Source organism: Salinivibrio sp. MA351, from assembly GCF_001996065.1.
In the GTDB taxonomy this organism is placed as follows: Bacteria; Pseudomonadota; Gammaproteobacteria; order Enterobacterales; family Vibrionaceae; genus Salinivibrio; species Salinivibrio costicola.
This window is the reverse complement of sequence record NZ_MUFG01000011.1, coordinates 112,099-128,977: the sequence shown is the minus strand read 5'-3', so window position 1 is coordinate 128,977 and position 16,879 is coordinate 112,099. Positions and strand designations below refer to the sequence as shown.

The following is a 16,879-nucleotide window of genomic DNA, read 5'->3' as shown; positions in this document are numbered from 1 at the left end:
TTTAACATAAGAGATGCTAGCATAATGCAGATTTTACCTGCGGATAGATGAAAGGTTAAGGCAATGCTACGTCCAAATGATAGTGACCAATCATCTTTCCTTGGTCGTCTAAAAAGCGCGTGTAGGAGAACGGCTCAAGATCGATGGTGGTTGGCATACCACGCACGACTTCATTGATGACTTTCCCTGTGATGGCAGAGGTCAACATTCCGGTACGAAAATGCCCACATGCATTCAGGTAACCATCAATACCCGGTACTGTACCTAGGATCGGGAGTTCATCTGGTGAACCTGGACGTAAGCCTGCCCAGCAGCGCTTGATGTTCATCTTTTTCAGCTCAGGGATAGACTTCATGGCGCCTTGTGCCAGCTGTTTGATGTATTTCATGTCTGTGGTGGTATCAAAACCGCGCTCTTCGGTGGTTGAGCCAATCAGGACTTCGCCGTTATCTTTTTGGGCGATGTAACAATCACTGGTGGTCAAACAGCCATTTAAAAGCTTAGGTAGCTTCTCGGAAACGATCACTTGGCCTTTGACTGGGAAGACAGGCATTGGCATCCCCGTTGCCCACAAGCTGAGTTTTTCCGCCCATGCGCCACCGGCGTTGATCATGGTGCCACAACCTAGCTTACCGTTTTCTGTCTCAACCGCGACAACCCGGTTACCTTGTCTCACCACGCCCGTGACTTTGGTATTAAGATATAGCTCGACACCGTTCTGCCGTGCTGCTTCCAAATAGGCCTCGTTGAGGCGATAGGGGTTGATTTGGTGATCCCCCTCAAACTCCATCGCACCAATTGCAGCGCGCGACACGTTAGGCTCTTGTGCGTGAAGATCGTCTTGAGAAACCCAGCGTACATGCTCTTGGCGATCAGGAATGGCGGCCGCAATATGTTCGGCATAGAGTTTGTCGTATTTATCAAACATGACAAACTTCAAACCGGTACGCTCAAACTTAAAGTCCACACCGTGATGCGTCATCAGGTCATCATACAATGCCGGATAGAGCTGGTTAGACAGCATCGCCATATCGAAGAACGGCTTGGGCATAATGTGCGGTTTGATCTCTGGTGATCCCCCTTCGCCGCTTTCTTGCATCTGCTTAGAAAGGGTTTTAAACAGGATAACGCCGCAGCCAAGGCCGGTTGACTCGCCCATCGCCCATAGGCCACCGGCTGACGCACGTGAGGCATTTCCGGGGTATTTATAGTCCACAACGGCGATGGATAAGTCGCGCTCGCGGCTTAAATGATAAGCCACCGATGCGCCGATCACACCGCCGCCACAAATTACGATGTCGTACTGTTTCATGCGTCATCCTCCAACGCAGCAAAAGGAATAGGGTCGAGTGGGAATCGAGGGCGAATCAAAGGCTGAGGCGACGTCGTGCTCTCATTGAGTCGGTCGTAGCAATAGTGCGCACAGGTTTTTCCTTGGCAGTCACCCATGGTAACGCGGGTACGCATTTTCAACGTAATCACATCCTTGACGCCTTGATTGATGGCGTTATCAATGTCCGCCTTTTTCACTTGCTCGCAGCGACAGATCACTGTGTCTTTTTCCGGCAAACTGAGCAGGCCTGGGCGACGGTAGCCTGCCGTATCAAAGCCTTTACGGAAACGGTAGCTCTTTTCGAGCTGATGACGCAGAGCCTTAAATTCATTGTCAAGATTAGGCATTGAAATATTGCGTGCCTTCAGTGCGGAGCACGCCGCAATCTTTCCTTCCAACATGGCGGCTTCTGCGCCGGCAAATTTCACGGTATCACCGGCGCAGTAAACATTGTCGAGACTGGCTCGTTGCCACTCGTCCACCACGGGGATCGCCCCGCTCATGTGATCGTACTGCATATCTAGTCCCATCAGTTGTGCGAGCTGAGAGCGTGCCGCAAAGCCGTAACCCACACCAAGTACATCAGCATTTATGGTTTCGGCACGGCTAACATCTGGGTGCCAGTCTTTACTGTAGGGGGCTACCGTAACTTGCTCGACTTGAGGATCACCTGAGGCTTTGACTACGCCCCAACCGTAATGCATCGGGATATGGTGGCGTTTGAGATACATCATCATGGACAGACCATCTAGCGCGAGCTGTGGACGGTTGAGGAGGGCGAGCGTTTCACGTGCCAAGTCTTTGAATGGCGCCGCTTCATAGATACCCGCGATATCACAACCAGCTTTGTGAAGTTGACAAGCAACCAGTACAAGCAAAGGACCTGTGCCGGTGATCACGCAGCGGTGACCGGGACGGACTAAGCCACTTTTTATTTGAAGCTGGATACCCCCGAGAAGCATCACCCCAGGCATATCCCAGCCGGGAAAGGGAATGCTGCGCTCTTGGCAACCGGTGGCGAGGATCAACTGCTCGTAGTCAATCGTTGATAGCGTGTCTTCATGAGCAGTGAGGAGGTGTTGATCCGCCATTGGCCCCAGTACCCGCGTCAAACTACGTAGGTCAATCAAATTCTGATGCTGGCGATATTGTTCGCGCAGGGATTGTGACGTGGCCTTCCATTTATCATCCAAATGAGGCAGCGCGTCAGTATCTCGCCATGGACCACGGTAGACGACGCCACCGGGTTTGGGCGCTTCATCAACAATAATACTAGCGACCTTGTGCTTGGCCAGTGTGACCGCTGCAGACAGACCGGCAGGTCCAGCACCAACAATAACAACAGGTTTAGACATGGGTTTCTCCTTGCTCGACGGTACTGCTTTCAAGATCCTTGCTCTCAACCACAATGTTGGCTTCAGTGCGGACATCCATATCCGGTTGCACGGCGACTTGACATGCGCGTTGTTTATGGCGGCCGTTGATTTCCAGCGTACAGCAATGGCATACGCCCATGCCGCAATAGGCACTGGCTAATCGGCCATAATCATTTTTAGATAGCGCACGGATATTGCTCGCAAGCAAGGTGCTTAGCACGCTTTCTCCAGCGATGGCAGGAACAGTCTCGCCATTGACACGGATTGAGAAGGTTTGACCAACTGCATCGGTAATGTCTTGGGATCGTTTCATCGTTTTAATTTGCTCATTCGTATGTTGTCGGGACAGTGATGACTCCCACTCAGTCTGTTTAAGTGAGCGGACCTTATTGTCTTATTTGTTAGGCGATGCGTATAATAAACTTGCTTTGTGAATATGTAGTTACTTTTTGTTTCGCATTTGTTATCCCTCACAAAATATATGGAAATAATGATGATGTTGTGAGCTTTATCATGATAACGATCAGGTTTGCGCGGAGAGGGGCCTGTGAACAGTAACGCTATATCGGTCAATCGCTGTTGCGTAAACAAGGTGGCTATGTCATCAATGAAGAAGTGGTTTATCGCGATCTTGTATCGGTAGAGGAGGCAAGGATGACAGAGTCAGGCTCACAGTGGTTGGAAACGGTTAAAGAGATGCGAGAGACATTCGACGCGCAAAAAGAACAGGTATCTCAGCGACCTTTTTTAGAGTACAGCCATCGCCGTGACTCGCTGCTGCGCTTACGTCAGGCTATCAAGCAAAAATCGCCTGTACTACAACAAGCCCTTAGCGACGATTACGGCCACCGCGCTTTTGGTGATACCGAAATCGCTGATATTTTGCCACTGATACACCAAATTGATTATACCCGTCGCCGATTAAAACGATGGATGAAGCCGCAAAAACGGCGTCCTGGGATTACCTTACTCGGAACCAAATTGGCGGTACACCAACAGCCAAAAGGGGTAGTTGGGATTGTCGTGCCGTGGAATTTTCCAATCATGCTGGCAGTCAGTCCATTGATTTGCGCGTTAGCGGCCGGCAATCGGGTAATGCTCAAGCTTTCGGAGTTCACGCCGAACACCAATCGGGTATTACGCGAGCTCATCGCGGATGTGTTTAGCCCTAAGGAAGTGGCCGTGATTGAAGGGGAAGTGGAAGTGTCGCGTCGCTTTACTGAATTAGAGTTCGATCATCTATTTTTTACCGGTTCGACCCAAGTTGGACGGCAGGTCATGCTGGCTGCGGCTGATAATTTGACGCCGGTGACCCTTGAGTTGGGGGGGAAATCTCCTGTGATCATTGATGATAAGATTGATATGGATGTCGCCGTCTCGCGGCTTATTTACGGAAAGTGCTTAAACGCTGGGCAGATATGTGTTGCCCCCGACTATGTGCTTTGCCCTGAACATCGGCAAGAAGCGTTTATCCACGCCTACCAACAAGCGTTTCGTGCCATGTATCCTGATTTTGAGGCCAACCAAGACTACAGCCAGATCGTTAACCAAACTCAAGTAACGCGGCTAGAAGAAACACTGCAAGATGCGTTAGATAAAGGTGCGAGGCGCTGGTGTGCGCTCGATCAAAAAACCATACCGACGGCCGAAAAACGATGCTGGCCAACTCAGTTACTGACTCATGTCACTGACGAAATGCGGGTGATGCAAGAAGAGATTTTTGGTCCGCTTTTGCCCATTGTCAGTTATCAAGATTTTACCGAGGCACTGCATTATATTCAGGCACGTCCACGACCGCTCGCTTTGTATTTGATGAGTAATGATGCGGAGATACGCGCGCAGGTCACCACACAGCTTCACGCCGGCGGCATGGGGATTAATGAAACCTTGTTTCATGTCGCGGCAGAAGATGCGCCTTTTGGGGGCATTGGTGATTCCGGCATGGGGCATTACCACGGCATTGAAGGCTTTTATACCTTTAGCCACAGTAAAACCGTGCTCACCCGTGATAGATGGGACACCAGCTTTTTAGTTAAACCGCCATACAACCGCTGGTATAAACGCTTAATGCGCTGGTGGTTGCTCAGATAATTAGGAGTATCTGTTTTGGGTTGTCTTTCGATCTATACATTATTCGGTTAAATCACTAAACCTTTTAGGGGAATTGATCTATACCTTTGGTTGTTACATAAGTGTTAAAATCGATGCGGGCAACCAAGGGAGCAACCTAATGGCTTTTTCAATACAACCCGATTCTATGCTGCCAGATATTAGCAATCATGAACGAGCAATGGTCGAGCAAGAGGTAAAGCTCGCCGTCACCGATGCTAATGGCAAATCACTGGGGTATTTGGCGATGGTGCCCGATGCGCAGCGCTTTATTACCTTAACCCAAGATAACGCAGAGTCGTTGAGTTTTATCAAAACCCCATGCAGCGTTAATGCAGGCTACTACCAATGGTCTTTTTTTTATGACGACGTCGAGTATGGCCTCGATTGTTTGATTGAGCCGGACAGAAACAAGTGTCGACTTTATGCCAACGATCACGCTGCGGCTGCGCCCTCATGGAAGCTCGCTTATCAAGGAGAATTTGGCCCTTTAATGATTGCAGCGCCTATCTCCGCCATTGGGCCGGGTACGCGTATCGCTGTCACGTCTTCAGATACTGAAGTACCTAATGTGTTAGTGGGCGCGCTTGATGGCGGCGTGTTGATTCACGAAGAATCTGCCTAACAAAAAAGCATTAAGAAATATGTAATGAGCCAGCGAAACCGCTGGCTTTTTTCTGTTCACAGAGATCACTAATAGGCTGTGAGTCCCAATTTAGTTTTCATATAGAGTGTGGTGGGTGTCTAAAATAAAGGACTAACAATGCCTAGTTAAAAAGTGTTAGATGTGAGTGAGCTGAGTCAATTAACGCATTGTAAACAATTGGTTAAAAAATGTTTGGCTGACAAAAAGGTCAATAATACTAATGAATCTCCTTAATAAAGTGATTTTCACTACGGAAAAAACAGCCTTAGTTGTATAGCTTTAAAGCGTTATTGTTGATTTTTGTAGGCAATAATTGCTAATACATTTAACCATTGTAAGGAATACAATATGTTAAAGCATGCTCTTAGCTGTTGCGTCGCGTCGGCGCTGATGGCGGCATCACCCACAGCACTATCTGAACAAAATGAAGGTAAACAAGGCGTCTCTCAGCAGCAAACGCTAGCGCCATTGATGGTTGCGGCGGAAAACCGGGGGATTGAGGATCAGTACATCGTGGTACTCAAGCAGCCAATGACTCTGAGTGATGATCCGCAAGCGTTGAAAACCTTTACTCAACAAGCCGTGTCTAGCATGGTTAACCAACATGCGGTTAAGGTAGAAAAAGTGTTTGATCGCTCGTTAAGTGGGTTTGTAGCTAAGCTCACACCGGCACAACTACGTGCATTACGCATGGATTCGCAAGTTGATTTTATTGAACAAGATAAGACCATTTCATTGGACCCGGTGATTACCCCTGACGCGAACCAAAATAACCCTGTTTGGGGGTTAGATCGTATTGATCAGCGCAATCTTCCTCTAGACAACAACTACAGCACTAACTTTGATGGCACAGGTGTCACTGCTTATGTTATTGATACTGGTGTGACAACGTCACATGTTGAGTTTGGTGGTCGTGCACGCTCCGGATATGACTTTGTTGATAACGATCAAGATGCGACTGACTGTAACGGCCACGGTACGCATGTAGCTGGCACCATTGGCGGTAGTCAATACGGAGTCGCTAAAAATGTCGATATTGTCGGGGTGAGGGTGCTCAGCTGTAGCGGTTCGGGGTCGACGTCCGGTGTGATTGGTGGTGTCGATTGGGTAGCAGCCAATGCGAATGGCCCGTCAGTGGCAAACATGAGCCTAGGTGGAGGCGTATCAACAGCGCTCGATCGTGCCGTTGCCAGTGCGGTACAATCTGGCGTGAGTTTTATGCTAGCAGCGGGTAACTCCAATGCTGATGCCTGTAATAGTTCGCCTGCACGAGAGCCAAGCGGTGTCACTGTAGGATCTAGCACGATTCGCGATACCCGCTCTAGCTTCTCAAACTGGGGAAGCTGCTTGGATGTGTTCGCCCCAGGATCGGACATAAAGTCCGCTTGGTATGATGGGAGTTATCGCACCATCAGCGGCACCTCGATGGCGACCCCTCATGTTGCTGGGGTTGCTGCCTTGTACCTACAAGAAAACAGCAACCTTTCGCCTGTACAATTAGCGAATTTAATTAGCAACCGCGCGAGTGTCGATAAAATTAACGACCCTCGTGGCTCCGTCAACAAACTGTTGTATAGTCAAGCCGATAGTAGTTGTGAGCCAAATTGCGGTACAGAGCCTGATCCTAAGGGTGAGCTTAAAAATGGTCAGGCGCTAACAGATATTTCGGGTGGGCAAGGCGCCCAGCGCTTCTTCTATGTTGATGTAGACGCTGGGCAACGCCTCACGGTGAATATTAGCGGCGGCTCAGGCGATGCTGATTTGTACCTGCGCTATGGCTCAAAGCCAACCCTTAATAACTGGGATTGTCGACCGTACAATTACGGTAATAGCGAAGTGTGTACCGTGCAGAACACCCTGAAAGGTCGCTATCATGTGATGTTAAACGGCTACGCAGCATTTAGTGGTGTCAGCGTGACCGCCCGTTACTAGGCGTTTGTTGGCAATAAATAGCATTCGCTGCACGACAAGTGATGAATGGTAAGATACCGAGTTAAACGCGCGGATATGATCCGCGCGTTATTTATCAGACTTGCCGAAAACCTCTTCGTTTAGGTAGGAGAGCAGTCAATTGTAGTGGCGTATACACTTACACAGTAAATCGATAAACCCTTCTCGGTTGATTGCCATTGCAACCTCGGCATTGGCTGGATTACCTGTAACTTGATAACGATCGACCACTGTCATACCTGTTGTCAGTGCTCCCTGAGTTTCTATACCCACCCAAACGGATTCACAGTCAAAAAGCTCAGGCTTGACTAACCACGCAATCGTGCATGGATCATGTAACGGTGAGCCATCAAGTCGCCATTTAGGATCGCGATGGTAGCGCATAAAGAAATCAAGCCACCCCGCGACAGTTTGCGCCACAGGATTATTAATGGCTCGGATAGACGCCACGTCTTCATCTTTGACTAGGGCTTGATGGGTCACATCTAACCCAAACATGGTTATGGGGATCCCTGCACGGAAAACACAGTCTGCCGCCTCAGGGTCAACATAAATATTAAATTCAGCGGCGGGTGTCCAATTGCCAAAAGTCACGCCTCCCCCCATCAATACAATCCGCTTAATTCGGTTGGTCAGATCAGGGTAGGCAGCGATAAGTAACGCCACATTCGTCAATGGACCTGTTGCAACCAAGGTGACCGGCTGATCGCTTTTTTTTAAGACACTGGCCATCAGATTAACAGCATTATTAGGATCAGGATCCATCATAGGCTCTGGCAGCTCAGGACCATCCAAGCCCGACTCGCCGTGAACATTATCGGCAATAATCAAATCACGGGTGAGCGGTTTATGTGCCCCACCCGCAATGGGAATATGTGATTGTTGCAGTAAGGTGAGAATGCGCCGTGCGTTGTAAAGCGTTTTATCAGGGGTTTGGTTGCCCGCACTGGTCGTCACGGCTTTGATATCGAGTTGCGGTAATGCACAAGCCATTACCAGTGCAATGGCATCGTCATGTCCCGGATCACAGTCAATAATAATGGGTTCATTCATAAACAACCTATCCCGTTGAGGTAAATATCCGTTGAATCATGCTTAGGATAAATGTGTTTCTGCACTGTGCTTGTGATCCCTTTCGCTAAACAGCCATGTCGCGCGAGATGTAGTCGCGCGAGATGTAACATGTGCGTGATTTATCATCAAAAAATGAGATGTAAACAGTTACAATTTGTCAACAACAAGCAAACGAAAATGTGGTTGTTGCATTGTTTTGCAAACAATTCAATCAATCTAATTAATATAAATAATTTGGAATATTGTTCTGGTTGTTTGTCAATTTATTGGTTGTTTATGCTGCCATTTGAAGAATAGCCCAGCTGGATTTGCGTGTTTTTGGTGATACAATTAGGACATATATCTATTACATATATGTGATAGTTTAGGTCGAACTCGGTACTATGCAACCGCACAAAATATTATAACTAAGAGAGTTTGACGTGAACCAGACTATAGATATCTCCTCAAAAAGTGTATCGCACCGTTGGACCCAGCATGACACCCATTGGGCGCTTAGCTTGTTTGGAACCGCGGTCGGTGCCGGAATTTTGTTTCTACCCATTAACCTAGGAATGGGGGGCTTTTGGCCGCTGATTATTATGGCGGTACTAGCGTTTCCGATGACGTATATGGCGCACCGGGGTCTAGCGCGCTTTGTATTATCGTCGCGTCACAACGATGCCGATTTCACCGATGTCGTCGCAGAACATTTCGGCGCCAATGTCGGACGTATGATTTCGATACTGTATTTCCTCTCTATTTTCCCCATTTTATTGATATACGGCGTTGGGCTGACCAACACGGTTGATAGTTTTTTAGTCAACCAACTGGGATGGGTATCACCAAATCGCGTGTTGCTGTCGGGTGTACTAGTCGCTGGTATGATTGCGATCATGTTGGGTGGTGAACGCCTGATGCTGCGTGCGTTCGCGGCGATGGTTTATCCGTTGGTTGCCATTCTGGCGTTTCTGTCTTTTTATCTTGTTCCATCGTGGCAAACGCCTAATCTCAGTTTACCGCCGATGGGTGAGCTGGGTATGAGTCTTTGGTTGGCGGTGCCTGTGGTGATTTTCTCGTTTAGCCATGCAGCGGCGATTTCTAGCTTTGCCAACATTCAGCGCCGGCATTACGGCGACGAGGCTCAAGGTAAGTCAGAGCAAATTCTTAAACGTGCCGGTATTATGCTGGTGGCTTTTGTGTTGCTGTTTGTGTTCTCGTGTGTGTTGACACTCACCCCAGCACAAATGGCAGAAGCAAAAGCACAAAATGTGTCTGTATTGTCGTATCTTGCTAATGTCACCCATAACCCGTTTATTGGTACCTTGGGGCCTTTGGTTGCTTTCATTGCGATTACTTCATCGTTTTTGGGACACTTCCTTGGCGCGCGTGAAAGTTTGAACGGCTTGGTGACGAAGCACAGTAAACTCACTTACAAAAACGCCGACAAACTGGGCGTCATCGTGATGTTTTTTGCTATTTGCGGCTGTGCCGTGCTCAACCCCAGTATCCTTGACATGATGGGTGCATTGTCTGGGCCTGTGATTGCGATGATCTTGTTCATTATGCCAACGGTTGCCGCTTATAAGGTCAAAGCCCTGGCGCAGTATCGTGGGCAAGTAGGTACTTACTTTATCTTCATCACAGGGATGCTTGCGATATCAGCATTGCTTTATAACCTGATGGGCTAATTAAGTATTCGTAATCATCCATTAAAAAAGCGCCCACTGGGCGCTTTTTGGGTTATATTTTCTAATCTATTATAAGCGGTTTTCTTATTCGATGTTCTCTGCGCATATCTCTCAGTTGTGACATATAAATGCATTTAAATCAGCCTTTAAAGTCACATTCATTTCTGTTTTCTTTGACTTTGTTTGTCAGCTTATGAATGAGCTCATATTATGTAACTGCTAGCCTATTACTTGTGGGATAAATTGATAATTATCAATCTTTGTTTGTGTGTCAGCGCCGATGATGAGGTCAATGTTCATTGATCATGAGGGCTGTTTATGACACGTCCAACCGATACAGATCGGCAAGTGACATGGGGATGTTACTTGGCACTGGTATTCGCTGTGGTGTTTTTCTCGGGATTGTTACAATCCAATCAATGGTACGGCGTGTTCGACTTTACCACCTTGAATGGTTCGTTCGGACAAGTTGCGTATCAGGCCACGACTGCGACAGACGGCACGGTAGAGGTGGCAACAACATCACTTCGCGGTAAGGGCGGGAGCGGTGCGCGTGATGGTTTCATTTTTGCGTTGACCTTAATTCCTACCGTGATGTTTGCGCTGGGTATGATTGGTGTACTTGAGCACTATGGAGCGCTTGATGCCGCGCGCAAACTCTTAACGCCTCTTCTTAAACCTGTATTAGGCATTCCTGGAAATTCAGGACTAGCACTGATTGCCTCCATGCAAAGCACAGATGCTGGCGCAGCGATGACTCGTCAATTGAAAGATGAGGGTTACCTGACCAAGCGTGAAACCGATGTATTCACCATGTTTCAGTTCACGGCAGGCGCAACCATCGTCAACTTTTTTTCCTCGGGCGCGGTACTTTTTACTTTAACCATGTCAGACGGTTCGTTAGCGGTGACATCGTCAATTGGTCTTGCTATTGGCGTGATCTTCTTATTTAAGTTCATTGGTGCCAATGTCTTTCGTTTGTACCTCAATATAACTGAGGGCAAAGGACCGCAGCGAGAAAAGACACAATCCTATCAAGAGGAGCACGCATCATGACCCAGTCTTCTACCAGTAAACCGATGATCACTGACATCTTTGTCGAAGGCGCTAAGAAAGGTTGGCATATTGCAACAACATCAACCGTGCCTAATGTTGTCATGGCGTTTGTGATTATCAAAGCACTTCAAATTACCGGCCTACTGGCCTTGATGGGCGATGTGTTTGCACCTGTGATGGCTGTATTCGGATTACCCGGTGAAGCCGCCGCAGTGCTAATGGGGGCATGGATGTCGATGGGAGGCGCTGTTGGTGTCGTGATCACTTTGTTTGACCAAGGCATTCTCACCGGTACCCATATCGCTATCTTGGTTCCTGCTATTTATTTAATGGGTTCGCAAGTGCAATACATTGGCCGAGTAATGGGCCCGATTGGCACTGAAGGCCGCTACATCCCTATTATGGTCGGCATTTCTATTCTGAATGCTTTTGGCGCCATGTGGGTGATGAATCTTTTACTTTAGGAGGCATGATGACGTTTTCTTTGCAACGCTACCTAGATGAGTTGGCGCCTCTAGTCAATATCGACTGTGGCACCTTTCAACGAGAAGGTATTGAGGTGATTGCGGCCCTAATGGCCGATAAATATGAGCAAATGGCAGGATGGCATATTAAGCGAGTGGAATGTGGAGAGGCAGGGATTGGATTGGAAATTCGCAACCAGCCAACCCATCCACATATCGATGTGATGCTGATTGGTCACATGGATACGGTCTTTCCTCAGGGGACGGCGGCAGAGCGTCCCATGCATATGGAGGACGGCTTCGCATACGGTCCCGGTGTATCAGACATGAAATCAGGCTTGCTTAATATCGTGTATGCACTGCGCGCATTGCCGCAAGCAGAACGTGATGCATTGAGCATTTGTGTCTGCATGAACCCGGATGAAGAGGTGGGTTCGATACATTCCAGTACCTGGCTTGAGTCCGTTGCTCGTAATGCACGCTATGTGCTGGTGGCAGAGGCGGCCCGCGCAGATGGTGGCTTAGTAAAAGCGCGTAAAGGCATGGCGCGTTATAAAATTGCCGTTTCAGGTCGTGCCGCTCATGCTGGTAACGAGCCAGAAAAAGGACGTAGCGCGATTACAGAGTTAGCTCATTGGCTGGTGACCCTCGATAGTATGAAAGATCTAGAGGCCGGTACCAGTATTAATGCTGGTTTGATTGAAGGTGGAGCGGGGGCGAATATTGTCGCTGCTTATGCATCGGCACTGGTTGACGTCAGGTTCTGGGACAACAATGCTTATTGCGCGCTTGATCAAGCCATTCAAGCGCGCGCCTCTCACCCTTACACCCCCGATGTCACCATTGAATTGGTTCGCGAAGCCTATAAACCAGCGATGGTGCCGACCCCTGAAACGGAACACTTGATGGGTCTTGTTGAAGCGGCAGCCTTTGAGGAAACCGTGCCTATCCATTGGAAAGCGGTGGGCGGCGGCTCCGATGCCAATAATACCGCAGCATTGGGGATCCCTAGTTTAGATGGATTTGGCCCAGTAGGAGCCAACTTCCATAGTGATGGTGAGTATTTGCAACTCGACTCCATTGAACCAAGGATCCGCTTGCTCACTCGGGTGTTATCACGTTTAGCAGAGCAAAAAACAGTCTAAACATTGCGCGGCTACAATAAGCGGTAGCCGCGATGGCGTTTCCCATCAAGTGACCATGTCATATTACAAATTAGGGGGTAAGTTGATCTGCTAGAGTTGATCGACGCAGTAACACCACTTGTTATTTCTGCTTGCTCATTTACTATAAGCATTAGTACTTGCTAAATTATTGGGTGTGTATGTTACCAAAACGATTTTTCCCTATTGTTGCGCCGTTTCTGATGTCAGTGTTAATGGTGACATTGATGACAGCGGTAATTACCGCTGTCAATACCGGGCTGAACAGTGGGTTTGTTTGGCGTTGGTTAGAGGCCTTTATTGTTGCTTGGCCCATTGCGTTTTCTATTATTTTTGTTTCGTCAAAACATGTTCAACGGTTAGCTCAGTGGCTGTGTAGCCGCGAGTAAAGGGTTACAGCACGTGTAGAACCGCGCAGTTTTTACCCTGTTTTTTGGCTTGGTACATGGCTTTGTCAGCATCGATAATTTCACTGTGAGGCATGCCGTTAGGGTAATAAGCAATGCCTAAACTGATCGTGACAGGCTTAGACGCGTGATTAAATAACGCTAAACTCTGTCGCGCAATCTCTTCACATAAAACCCTTGCTTGTGCCAAGGCGCCCTCTGCACTTGAGAAATATTGGAGTATTGCAAATTCCTCGCCGCCAATACGGGCGATAATGGCATCTTTCGGCAATAGAATTGTCGCCGTTTTAGCCACAAAACAGAGCACCTCATCCCCATGAGCATGACCAAAACCATCGTTAAATGCTTTAAAATCATCAATATCAAAAACCATTAGCGCGATGTCGCCTCTCGTTTTATCCAAGTCATAGAGGTGTTGATAAAAATACCGGCGATTGCGCAACAGCGTTAATGAGTCGGTAATGGCTTGATCTTGAAGCATATCGTTGGCTGTTTGTAGCGCGCGCGTTTTTTGTTTGACCGTTCGCTTAAGTAAGACAATGTAACTGGTAACGATAAAAATACTGATAGCGACTAAAGCAGGAAATAAATGGGTAGGGTAAACCGTTTCAACGTCATAATAGACCCAGCGATTGAGTAGCTGGCGTTTAGTATCGTCATCTAACCAAGCAAATTTATTGTCTATGCGATTAAGTAATGCCGCGTTGCCTTTCGCAAATCCAGCGTGCAGCATCTCTGTATAAAGGTGCCTGACAGGGATAAATAGGTTGTGGTTCGTGGTGGTATAAAGGTGATAATTTGCCACTTGCAGGTCGGCCACAAATGCTTGAATTTTTTTAGATAATGCCGCATCAAGCATGGCTTGGTTATTCGGGAAAAGCTGCAATGCTACGTCTGGAAAGTTAGCGCTCATAAACTCTTCTTCGTACCCGCCTTGTACCACGCCAATCTTATGTTCGGTCTCACCAGAAAGGACAAAGTCAGCAGACGTGCCCATCATGGATTGACTGAAAAATACTTGCGTATCAATGGCAAATAGAGGCGTGCCAAAATCCATGAATTGCAACCGCTCCGGTGACTGAAGGAGCCCAGCGTGCACATCAGCTTGACCGGTACGCACTAAATCGATTGACGTTTGCCAATCGGTCAATAGAAACTCGATATCATAGCCATTGCGGTCGCCAAATTCTTTCCAAAAGTCAATCAAGATTCCTCTGGGTTCTTGGTTGCTATTGAGATAGGAAAATGGACGCCATGCATGCGAATTAGCCACCTTTAAAACAGGTTTTTGTGACTCAGGTTGTTCGCTGTTATCAGAGTGAGCGCTGGGGCTTATCGATAACAACACGCCAACGCACAGTGTAAAAACAATTTGGCGGGCCAAAACATACAACGCCCCAGAATGCAGCATAAATAAACCCTGAATATGGCAATACATTAAGTGTGCGGTGGTCACCGCATCACGTCTTTATCATCAGTATATGAATAAATTCTTAACTTCTGGGATAAATTTGTCTCGTTTCCTTATAACTATAGGGTTCTAAAGGCGATCGCGGCTGTTGTATAACACTGAGACTGTTCGGCTAGCCGCTTAAGCGGGTGTTAACGCACGCAAAGGTCAATGAATCAAATCGCCACTTCTTAATGATAGATATCGTGCTCAGCGATCACCTGTTCTTTGATAGTTTGAAACGGATAAGATGCAAGGGCGCCAAACCCAGGTATGGCCTTCGCCTTAATTTTGGTATGAAGCGGTGACGATAGGCCGAGTAAAAAGCGCGTCATTGCCGCCGAAGTTGGTGTGCCGTCGCAAGCAGCCGCAAAATGCTGATACCATGAGGATAACGCTTGCACATCGATCGCCGGTAATTCTGGGCGCGGAGGTAAATGGGCGATCTCGCCTTGGCATACCGAGCAATGACCACAGGTGGTTGGTGCCGCATGATCACCAAAATAGTCGGCAAGGCGCTGACTAATACAGGTTGAAGAAGATAACAAGGTCAGTAATTGGTTGATGCGGGCAAGCTCGCTCTGTTCTTTTTTGGCAAAAAGGGTATACAGCGTCTCAGCTTGATCGTGAATATCAATCTCGTGGGTGTTCACGCCAAACACTTGTGTGGCTTGTTGGGTCGCGAGTGATAACCAACCTTGTTCGTGAAAGTACTCCAATGCAGTTAACGCGCGCTTTCTTTCTGCTCCAAAGCGTTGCCACAGTTGTTGGAAATCCATCTTGTACCAGGTTTTTGCTTTGATCGCGCATGCAAATAGCTGGGCAACAAATTCGCGTCGCTCACCATGGAATTTGGCCGTAATGGCGGCGGGTGACTCCACACACTGGAATTTCACATCGGCAAAGTAACTGTATTGGCTGGTGATCACGCCGGCCATTTCTAAATAAACGAGCAAGGTTTTAAGCGGTAAGAGCCGAATATTATATGTCCGTGAAAGACTATGGAGCATGACTTCCCATTGTTGACCGGCCTGTTGTACTTCTTCCAGTAACCCCTGAATCGCCATTTTGTCTGGCGTATCGCCGTAGATAAAATTCTCTAGTACATTCAGACTCGACTGGTTAGCGAGTACCGTGCAGGTCGCCTTGTGACCATCCCGTCCCGCGCGGCCAATTTCTTGGCTGTAGTTTTCAATCGACTTCGGCAAATCAAAATGGATGACACGGCGAATATCCGCCTTATCGACGCCCATCCCAAAGGCGATGGTCGCAACAATACATGGCGATTGGCCCGACATAAATGCCTCTTGTATCGACACGCGAACATCGTGACTCATACCGGCATGGTAAGCTGTCGCGGATATATGCTGGGATTGTAACCACTGGGCGATATTCTCCGCGGTCTGCTGCTGGGTGACATAAATGACGGTCGGCAAATCGGGGGCGGGCTTTAACTGCTCAACCAGCGCTTGCCGCTTATGCGCCTCTTCCACGGCGACCACATTTAGATGCAGGTTAGGACGATAAAACCCCGTTAATGTGGTGTTATTTGCCGGGATGGCAAACTTCGTCTGCATGTCCTCAACCACAGCCGGCGTTGCGGTGGCGGTGAGAAGCAAGACTTGCGGAATATTTAATTGCTGTCGGTAAGCAGGGAGTTTGAGGTAATCCGGACGAAAATTGTGTCCCCATTCAGAGATACAATGCGCTTCATCCACCACCAATAACGAGATCGGGATAGGCGTGATAAACTGGCGAAAACGTTCGTTATTCAAACGCTCGACTGAAATCATCAGTACTTTGATGTCGCCGCGACGGACTTGATCCATCACTTGTTTGGTTTGTTCGGGTGTCTGCGTTGAATCGATGGTGGCCGCTGGGATGCCTTTGCGGGTCATAAATGCAAGTTGATCATGCATTAATGCCAGCAAAGGCGAAATCACCAATGTTAAGTGGGGCAGCTGTGTGGCCGGCAATTGATAGCACAATGATTTACCTGCACCGGTGGGAAAGATCGCACAGGCCGATTCACCTTGCATCACCTGCGAGATCACTGCTTCTTGTCCCGCACGAAATGACGAAAACCCAAAAATTTGCTCAAGTGCTTGTGCCAACATACCGTCTTTCCCCTACTTTTAACCAAGTGTCTGTTTATGAACAGGCGGGAAAAGGTATCGGCTA

Annotated in this window: 14 protein-coding genes; 8 read left to right on the top strand and 6 right to left on the bottom strand. The window is 48.1% G+C overall.

Annotated elements, in window-relative coordinates; translation table 11 throughout:
- Window positions 1–55: 55 nt before the first annotated feature.
- The 3 genes from BZG78_RS08015 to BZG78_RS08005 are packed head-to-tail and all read right to left on the bottom strand — an operon-like array spanning window position 56 to window position 3,022.
- Window positions 56–1,312, bottom strand: a complete 1,257-nt coding sequence (locus BZG78_RS08015) for an FAD-dependent oxidoreductase (protein WP_077660890.1) — start codon at window positions 1,310–1,312, stop codon at window positions 56–58.
- The gene (locus BZG78_RS08010; RefSeq protein WP_077660889.1) at window positions 1,309–2,688 is read right to left on the bottom strand and encodes an FAD/NAD(P)-binding oxidoreductase; all 1,380 of its coding nucleotides are present in this window, start codon (window positions 2,686–2,688) and stop codon (window positions 1,309–1,311) included. Before BZG78_RS08010 ends, BZG78_RS08015 begins: the two co-directional genes overlap by 4 nt.
- Window positions 2,681–3,022 (bottom strand): (2Fe-2S)-binding protein, encoded by a 342-nt coding sequence (locus BZG78_RS08005; RefSeq protein ID WP_077460894.1) that lies wholly within the window; start codon window positions 3,020–3,022, stop codon window positions 2,681–2,683. Before BZG78_RS08005 ends, BZG78_RS08010 begins: the two co-directional genes overlap by 8 nt.
- A 341-nt stretch (window positions 3,023–3,363) precedes the next feature.
- Here BZG78_RS08005 and BZG78_RS08000 point away from each other — a divergent pair, with 341 nt between their 5' ends.
- From BZG78_RS08000 to BZG78_RS07990, 3 genes are all read left to right on the top strand, one after another.
- Window positions 3,364–4,800: a coniferyl aldehyde dehydrogenase gene (locus BZG78_RS08000; RefSeq protein WP_077660888.1), complete on the top strand. Its 1,437-nt coding sequence runs from the start codon at window positions 3,364–3,366 to the stop codon at window positions 4,798–4,800.
- 139 nt (window positions 4,801–4,939) lie between these two features.
- Window positions 4,940–5,443: a hypothetical protein gene (locus BZG78_RS07995; RefSeq protein WP_077660887.1), complete on the top strand. Its 504-nt coding sequence runs from the start codon at window positions 4,940–4,942 to the stop codon at window positions 5,441–5,443.
- 369 nt (window positions 5,444–5,812) lie between these two features.
- Window positions 5,813–7,396, top strand: a complete 1,584-nt coding sequence (locus BZG78_RS07990; RefSeq protein WP_077660886.1) for a S8 family peptidase — start codon at window positions 5,813–5,815, stop codon at window positions 7,394–7,396.
- A 135-nt stretch (window positions 7,397–7,531) separates the two neighbouring features.
- Here BZG78_RS07990 and rihA read toward each other — a convergent pair whose 3' ends face one another.
- A complete protein-coding gene (rihA, locus tag BZG78_RS07985; RefSeq protein WP_021022974.1) occupies window positions 7,532–8,467 on the bottom strand; it encodes a pyrimidine-specific ribonucleoside hydrolase RihA in 936 nt (311 codons plus the stop codon).
- A 443-nt stretch (window positions 8,468–8,910) separates the two neighbouring features.
- Between rihA and BZG78_RS07980 the strand changes: the two genes are divergently transcribed.
- The 5 genes from BZG78_RS07980 to BZG78_RS07960 all read left to right on the top strand — a co-directional run bounded on the left by BZG78_RS07980 (window position 8,911) and on the right by BZG78_RS07960 (window position 13,230).
- Window positions 8,911–10,158, top strand: coding sequence for an aromatic amino acid transport family protein (locus tag BZG78_RS07980; protein ID WP_077660885.1), 1,248 nt, complete (start codon window positions 8,911–8,913; stop codon window positions 10,156–10,158).
- Window positions 10,159–10,476: 318 nt separating this feature from the next.
- Entirely contained in the window at window positions 10,477–11,214 is a 738-nt protein-coding gene (locus BZG78_RS07975; RefSeq protein ID WP_077660884.1) for a nucleoside recognition domain-containing protein, read from the top strand.
- Window positions 11,211–11,678 (top strand): YjiG family protein, encoded by a 468-nt coding sequence (locus tag BZG78_RS07970; protein ID WP_021022978.1) that lies wholly within the window; start codon window positions 11,211–11,213, stop codon window positions 11,676–11,678. Before BZG78_RS07975 ends, BZG78_RS07970 begins: the two co-directional genes overlap by 4 nt.
- Window positions 11,679–11,686: 8 nt before the next feature.
- Window positions 11,687–12,823: a M20 family metallopeptidase gene (locus BZG78_RS07965; RefSeq protein ID WP_077660883.1), complete on the top strand. Its 1,137-nt coding sequence runs from the start codon at window positions 11,687–11,689 to the stop codon at window positions 12,821–12,823.
- 179 nt (window positions 12,824–13,002) lie between these two features.
- On the top strand, window positions 13,003–13,230 hold the full coding sequence (locus BZG78_RS07960; protein ID WP_077660882.1) for a DUF2798 domain-containing protein: 228 nt from the start codon (window positions 13,003–13,005) through the stop codon (window positions 13,228–13,230).
- Between the two features lie 4 nt (window positions 13,231–13,234).
- Here BZG78_RS07960 and BZG78_RS07955 read toward each other — a convergent pair whose 3' ends face one another.
- On the bottom strand, window positions 13,235–14,659 hold the full coding sequence (locus tag BZG78_RS07955) for a sensor domain-containing diguanylate cyclase (protein ID WP_242413000.1): 1,425 nt from the start codon (window positions 14,657–14,659) through the stop codon (window positions 13,235–13,237).
- A 230-nt stretch (window positions 14,660–14,889) separates the two neighbouring features.
- Window positions 14,890–16,815 carry a RecQ family ATP-dependent DNA helicase gene (locus BZG78_RS07950; protein ID WP_077660880.1) on the bottom strand — a complete coding sequence of 642 codons (1,926 nt, stop codon included), beginning with the start codon at window positions 16,813–16,815 and terminating at the stop codon, window positions 14,890–14,892.
- Between the last annotated feature and the right edge of the window lie 64 nt (window positions 16,816–16,879).

Bases quoted from the DNA above. Each gene is read 5' to 3' on its own strand.
- BZG78_RS08015 (WP_077660890.1), bottom strand. From the start codon at position 1,312: ATGAAACAGTACGACATCGTAATTTGTGGCGGCGGTGTGATCGGCGCA.
- BZG78_RS08010 (WP_077660889.1), bottom strand. From the start codon at position 2,688: ATGTCTAAACCTGTTGTTATTGTTGGTGCTGGACCTGCCGGTCTGTCT.
- BZG78_RS08005 (WP_077460894.1), bottom strand. From the start codon at position 3,022: ATGAAACGATCCCAAGACATTACCGATGCAGTTGGTCAAACCTTCTCA.
- BZG78_RS08000 (WP_077660888.1), top strand. From the start codon at position 3,364: ATGACAGAGTCAGGCTCACAGTGGTTGGAAACGGTTAAAGAGATGCGA.
- BZG78_RS07995 (WP_077660887.1), top strand. From the start codon at position 4,940: ATGGCTTTTTCAATACAACCCGATTCTATGCTGCCAGATATTAGCAAT.
- BZG78_RS07990 (WP_077660886.1), top strand. From the start codon at position 5,813: ATGTTAAAGCATGCTCTTAGCTGTTGCGTCGCGTCGGCGCTGATGGCG.
- rihA (WP_021022974.1), bottom strand. From the start codon at position 8,467: ATGAATGAACCCATTATTATTGACTGTGATCCGGGACATGACGATGCC.
- BZG78_RS07975 (WP_077660884.1), top strand. From the start codon at position 10,477: ATGACACGTCCAACCGATACAGATCGGCAAGTGACATGGGGATGTTAC.
- BZG78_RS07970 (WP_021022978.1), top strand. From the start codon at position 11,211: ATGACCCAGTCTTCTACCAGTAAACCGATGATCACTGACATCTTTGTC.
- BZG78_RS07965 (WP_077660883.1), top strand. From the start codon at position 11,687: ATGACGTTTTCTTTGCAACGCTACCTAGATGAGTTGGCGCCTCTAGTC.
- BZG78_RS07960 (WP_077660882.1), top strand. From the start codon at position 13,003: ATGTTACCAAAACGATTTTTCCCTATTGTTGCGCCGTTTCTGATGTCA.
- BZG78_RS07955 (WP_242413000.1), bottom strand. From the start codon at position 14,659: ATGCTGCATTCTGGGGCGTTGTATGTTTTGGCCCGCCAAATTGTTTTT.
- BZG78_RS07950 (WP_077660880.1), bottom strand. From the start codon at position 16,815: ATGTTGGCACAAGCACTTGAGCAAATTTTTGGGTTTTCGTCATTTCGT.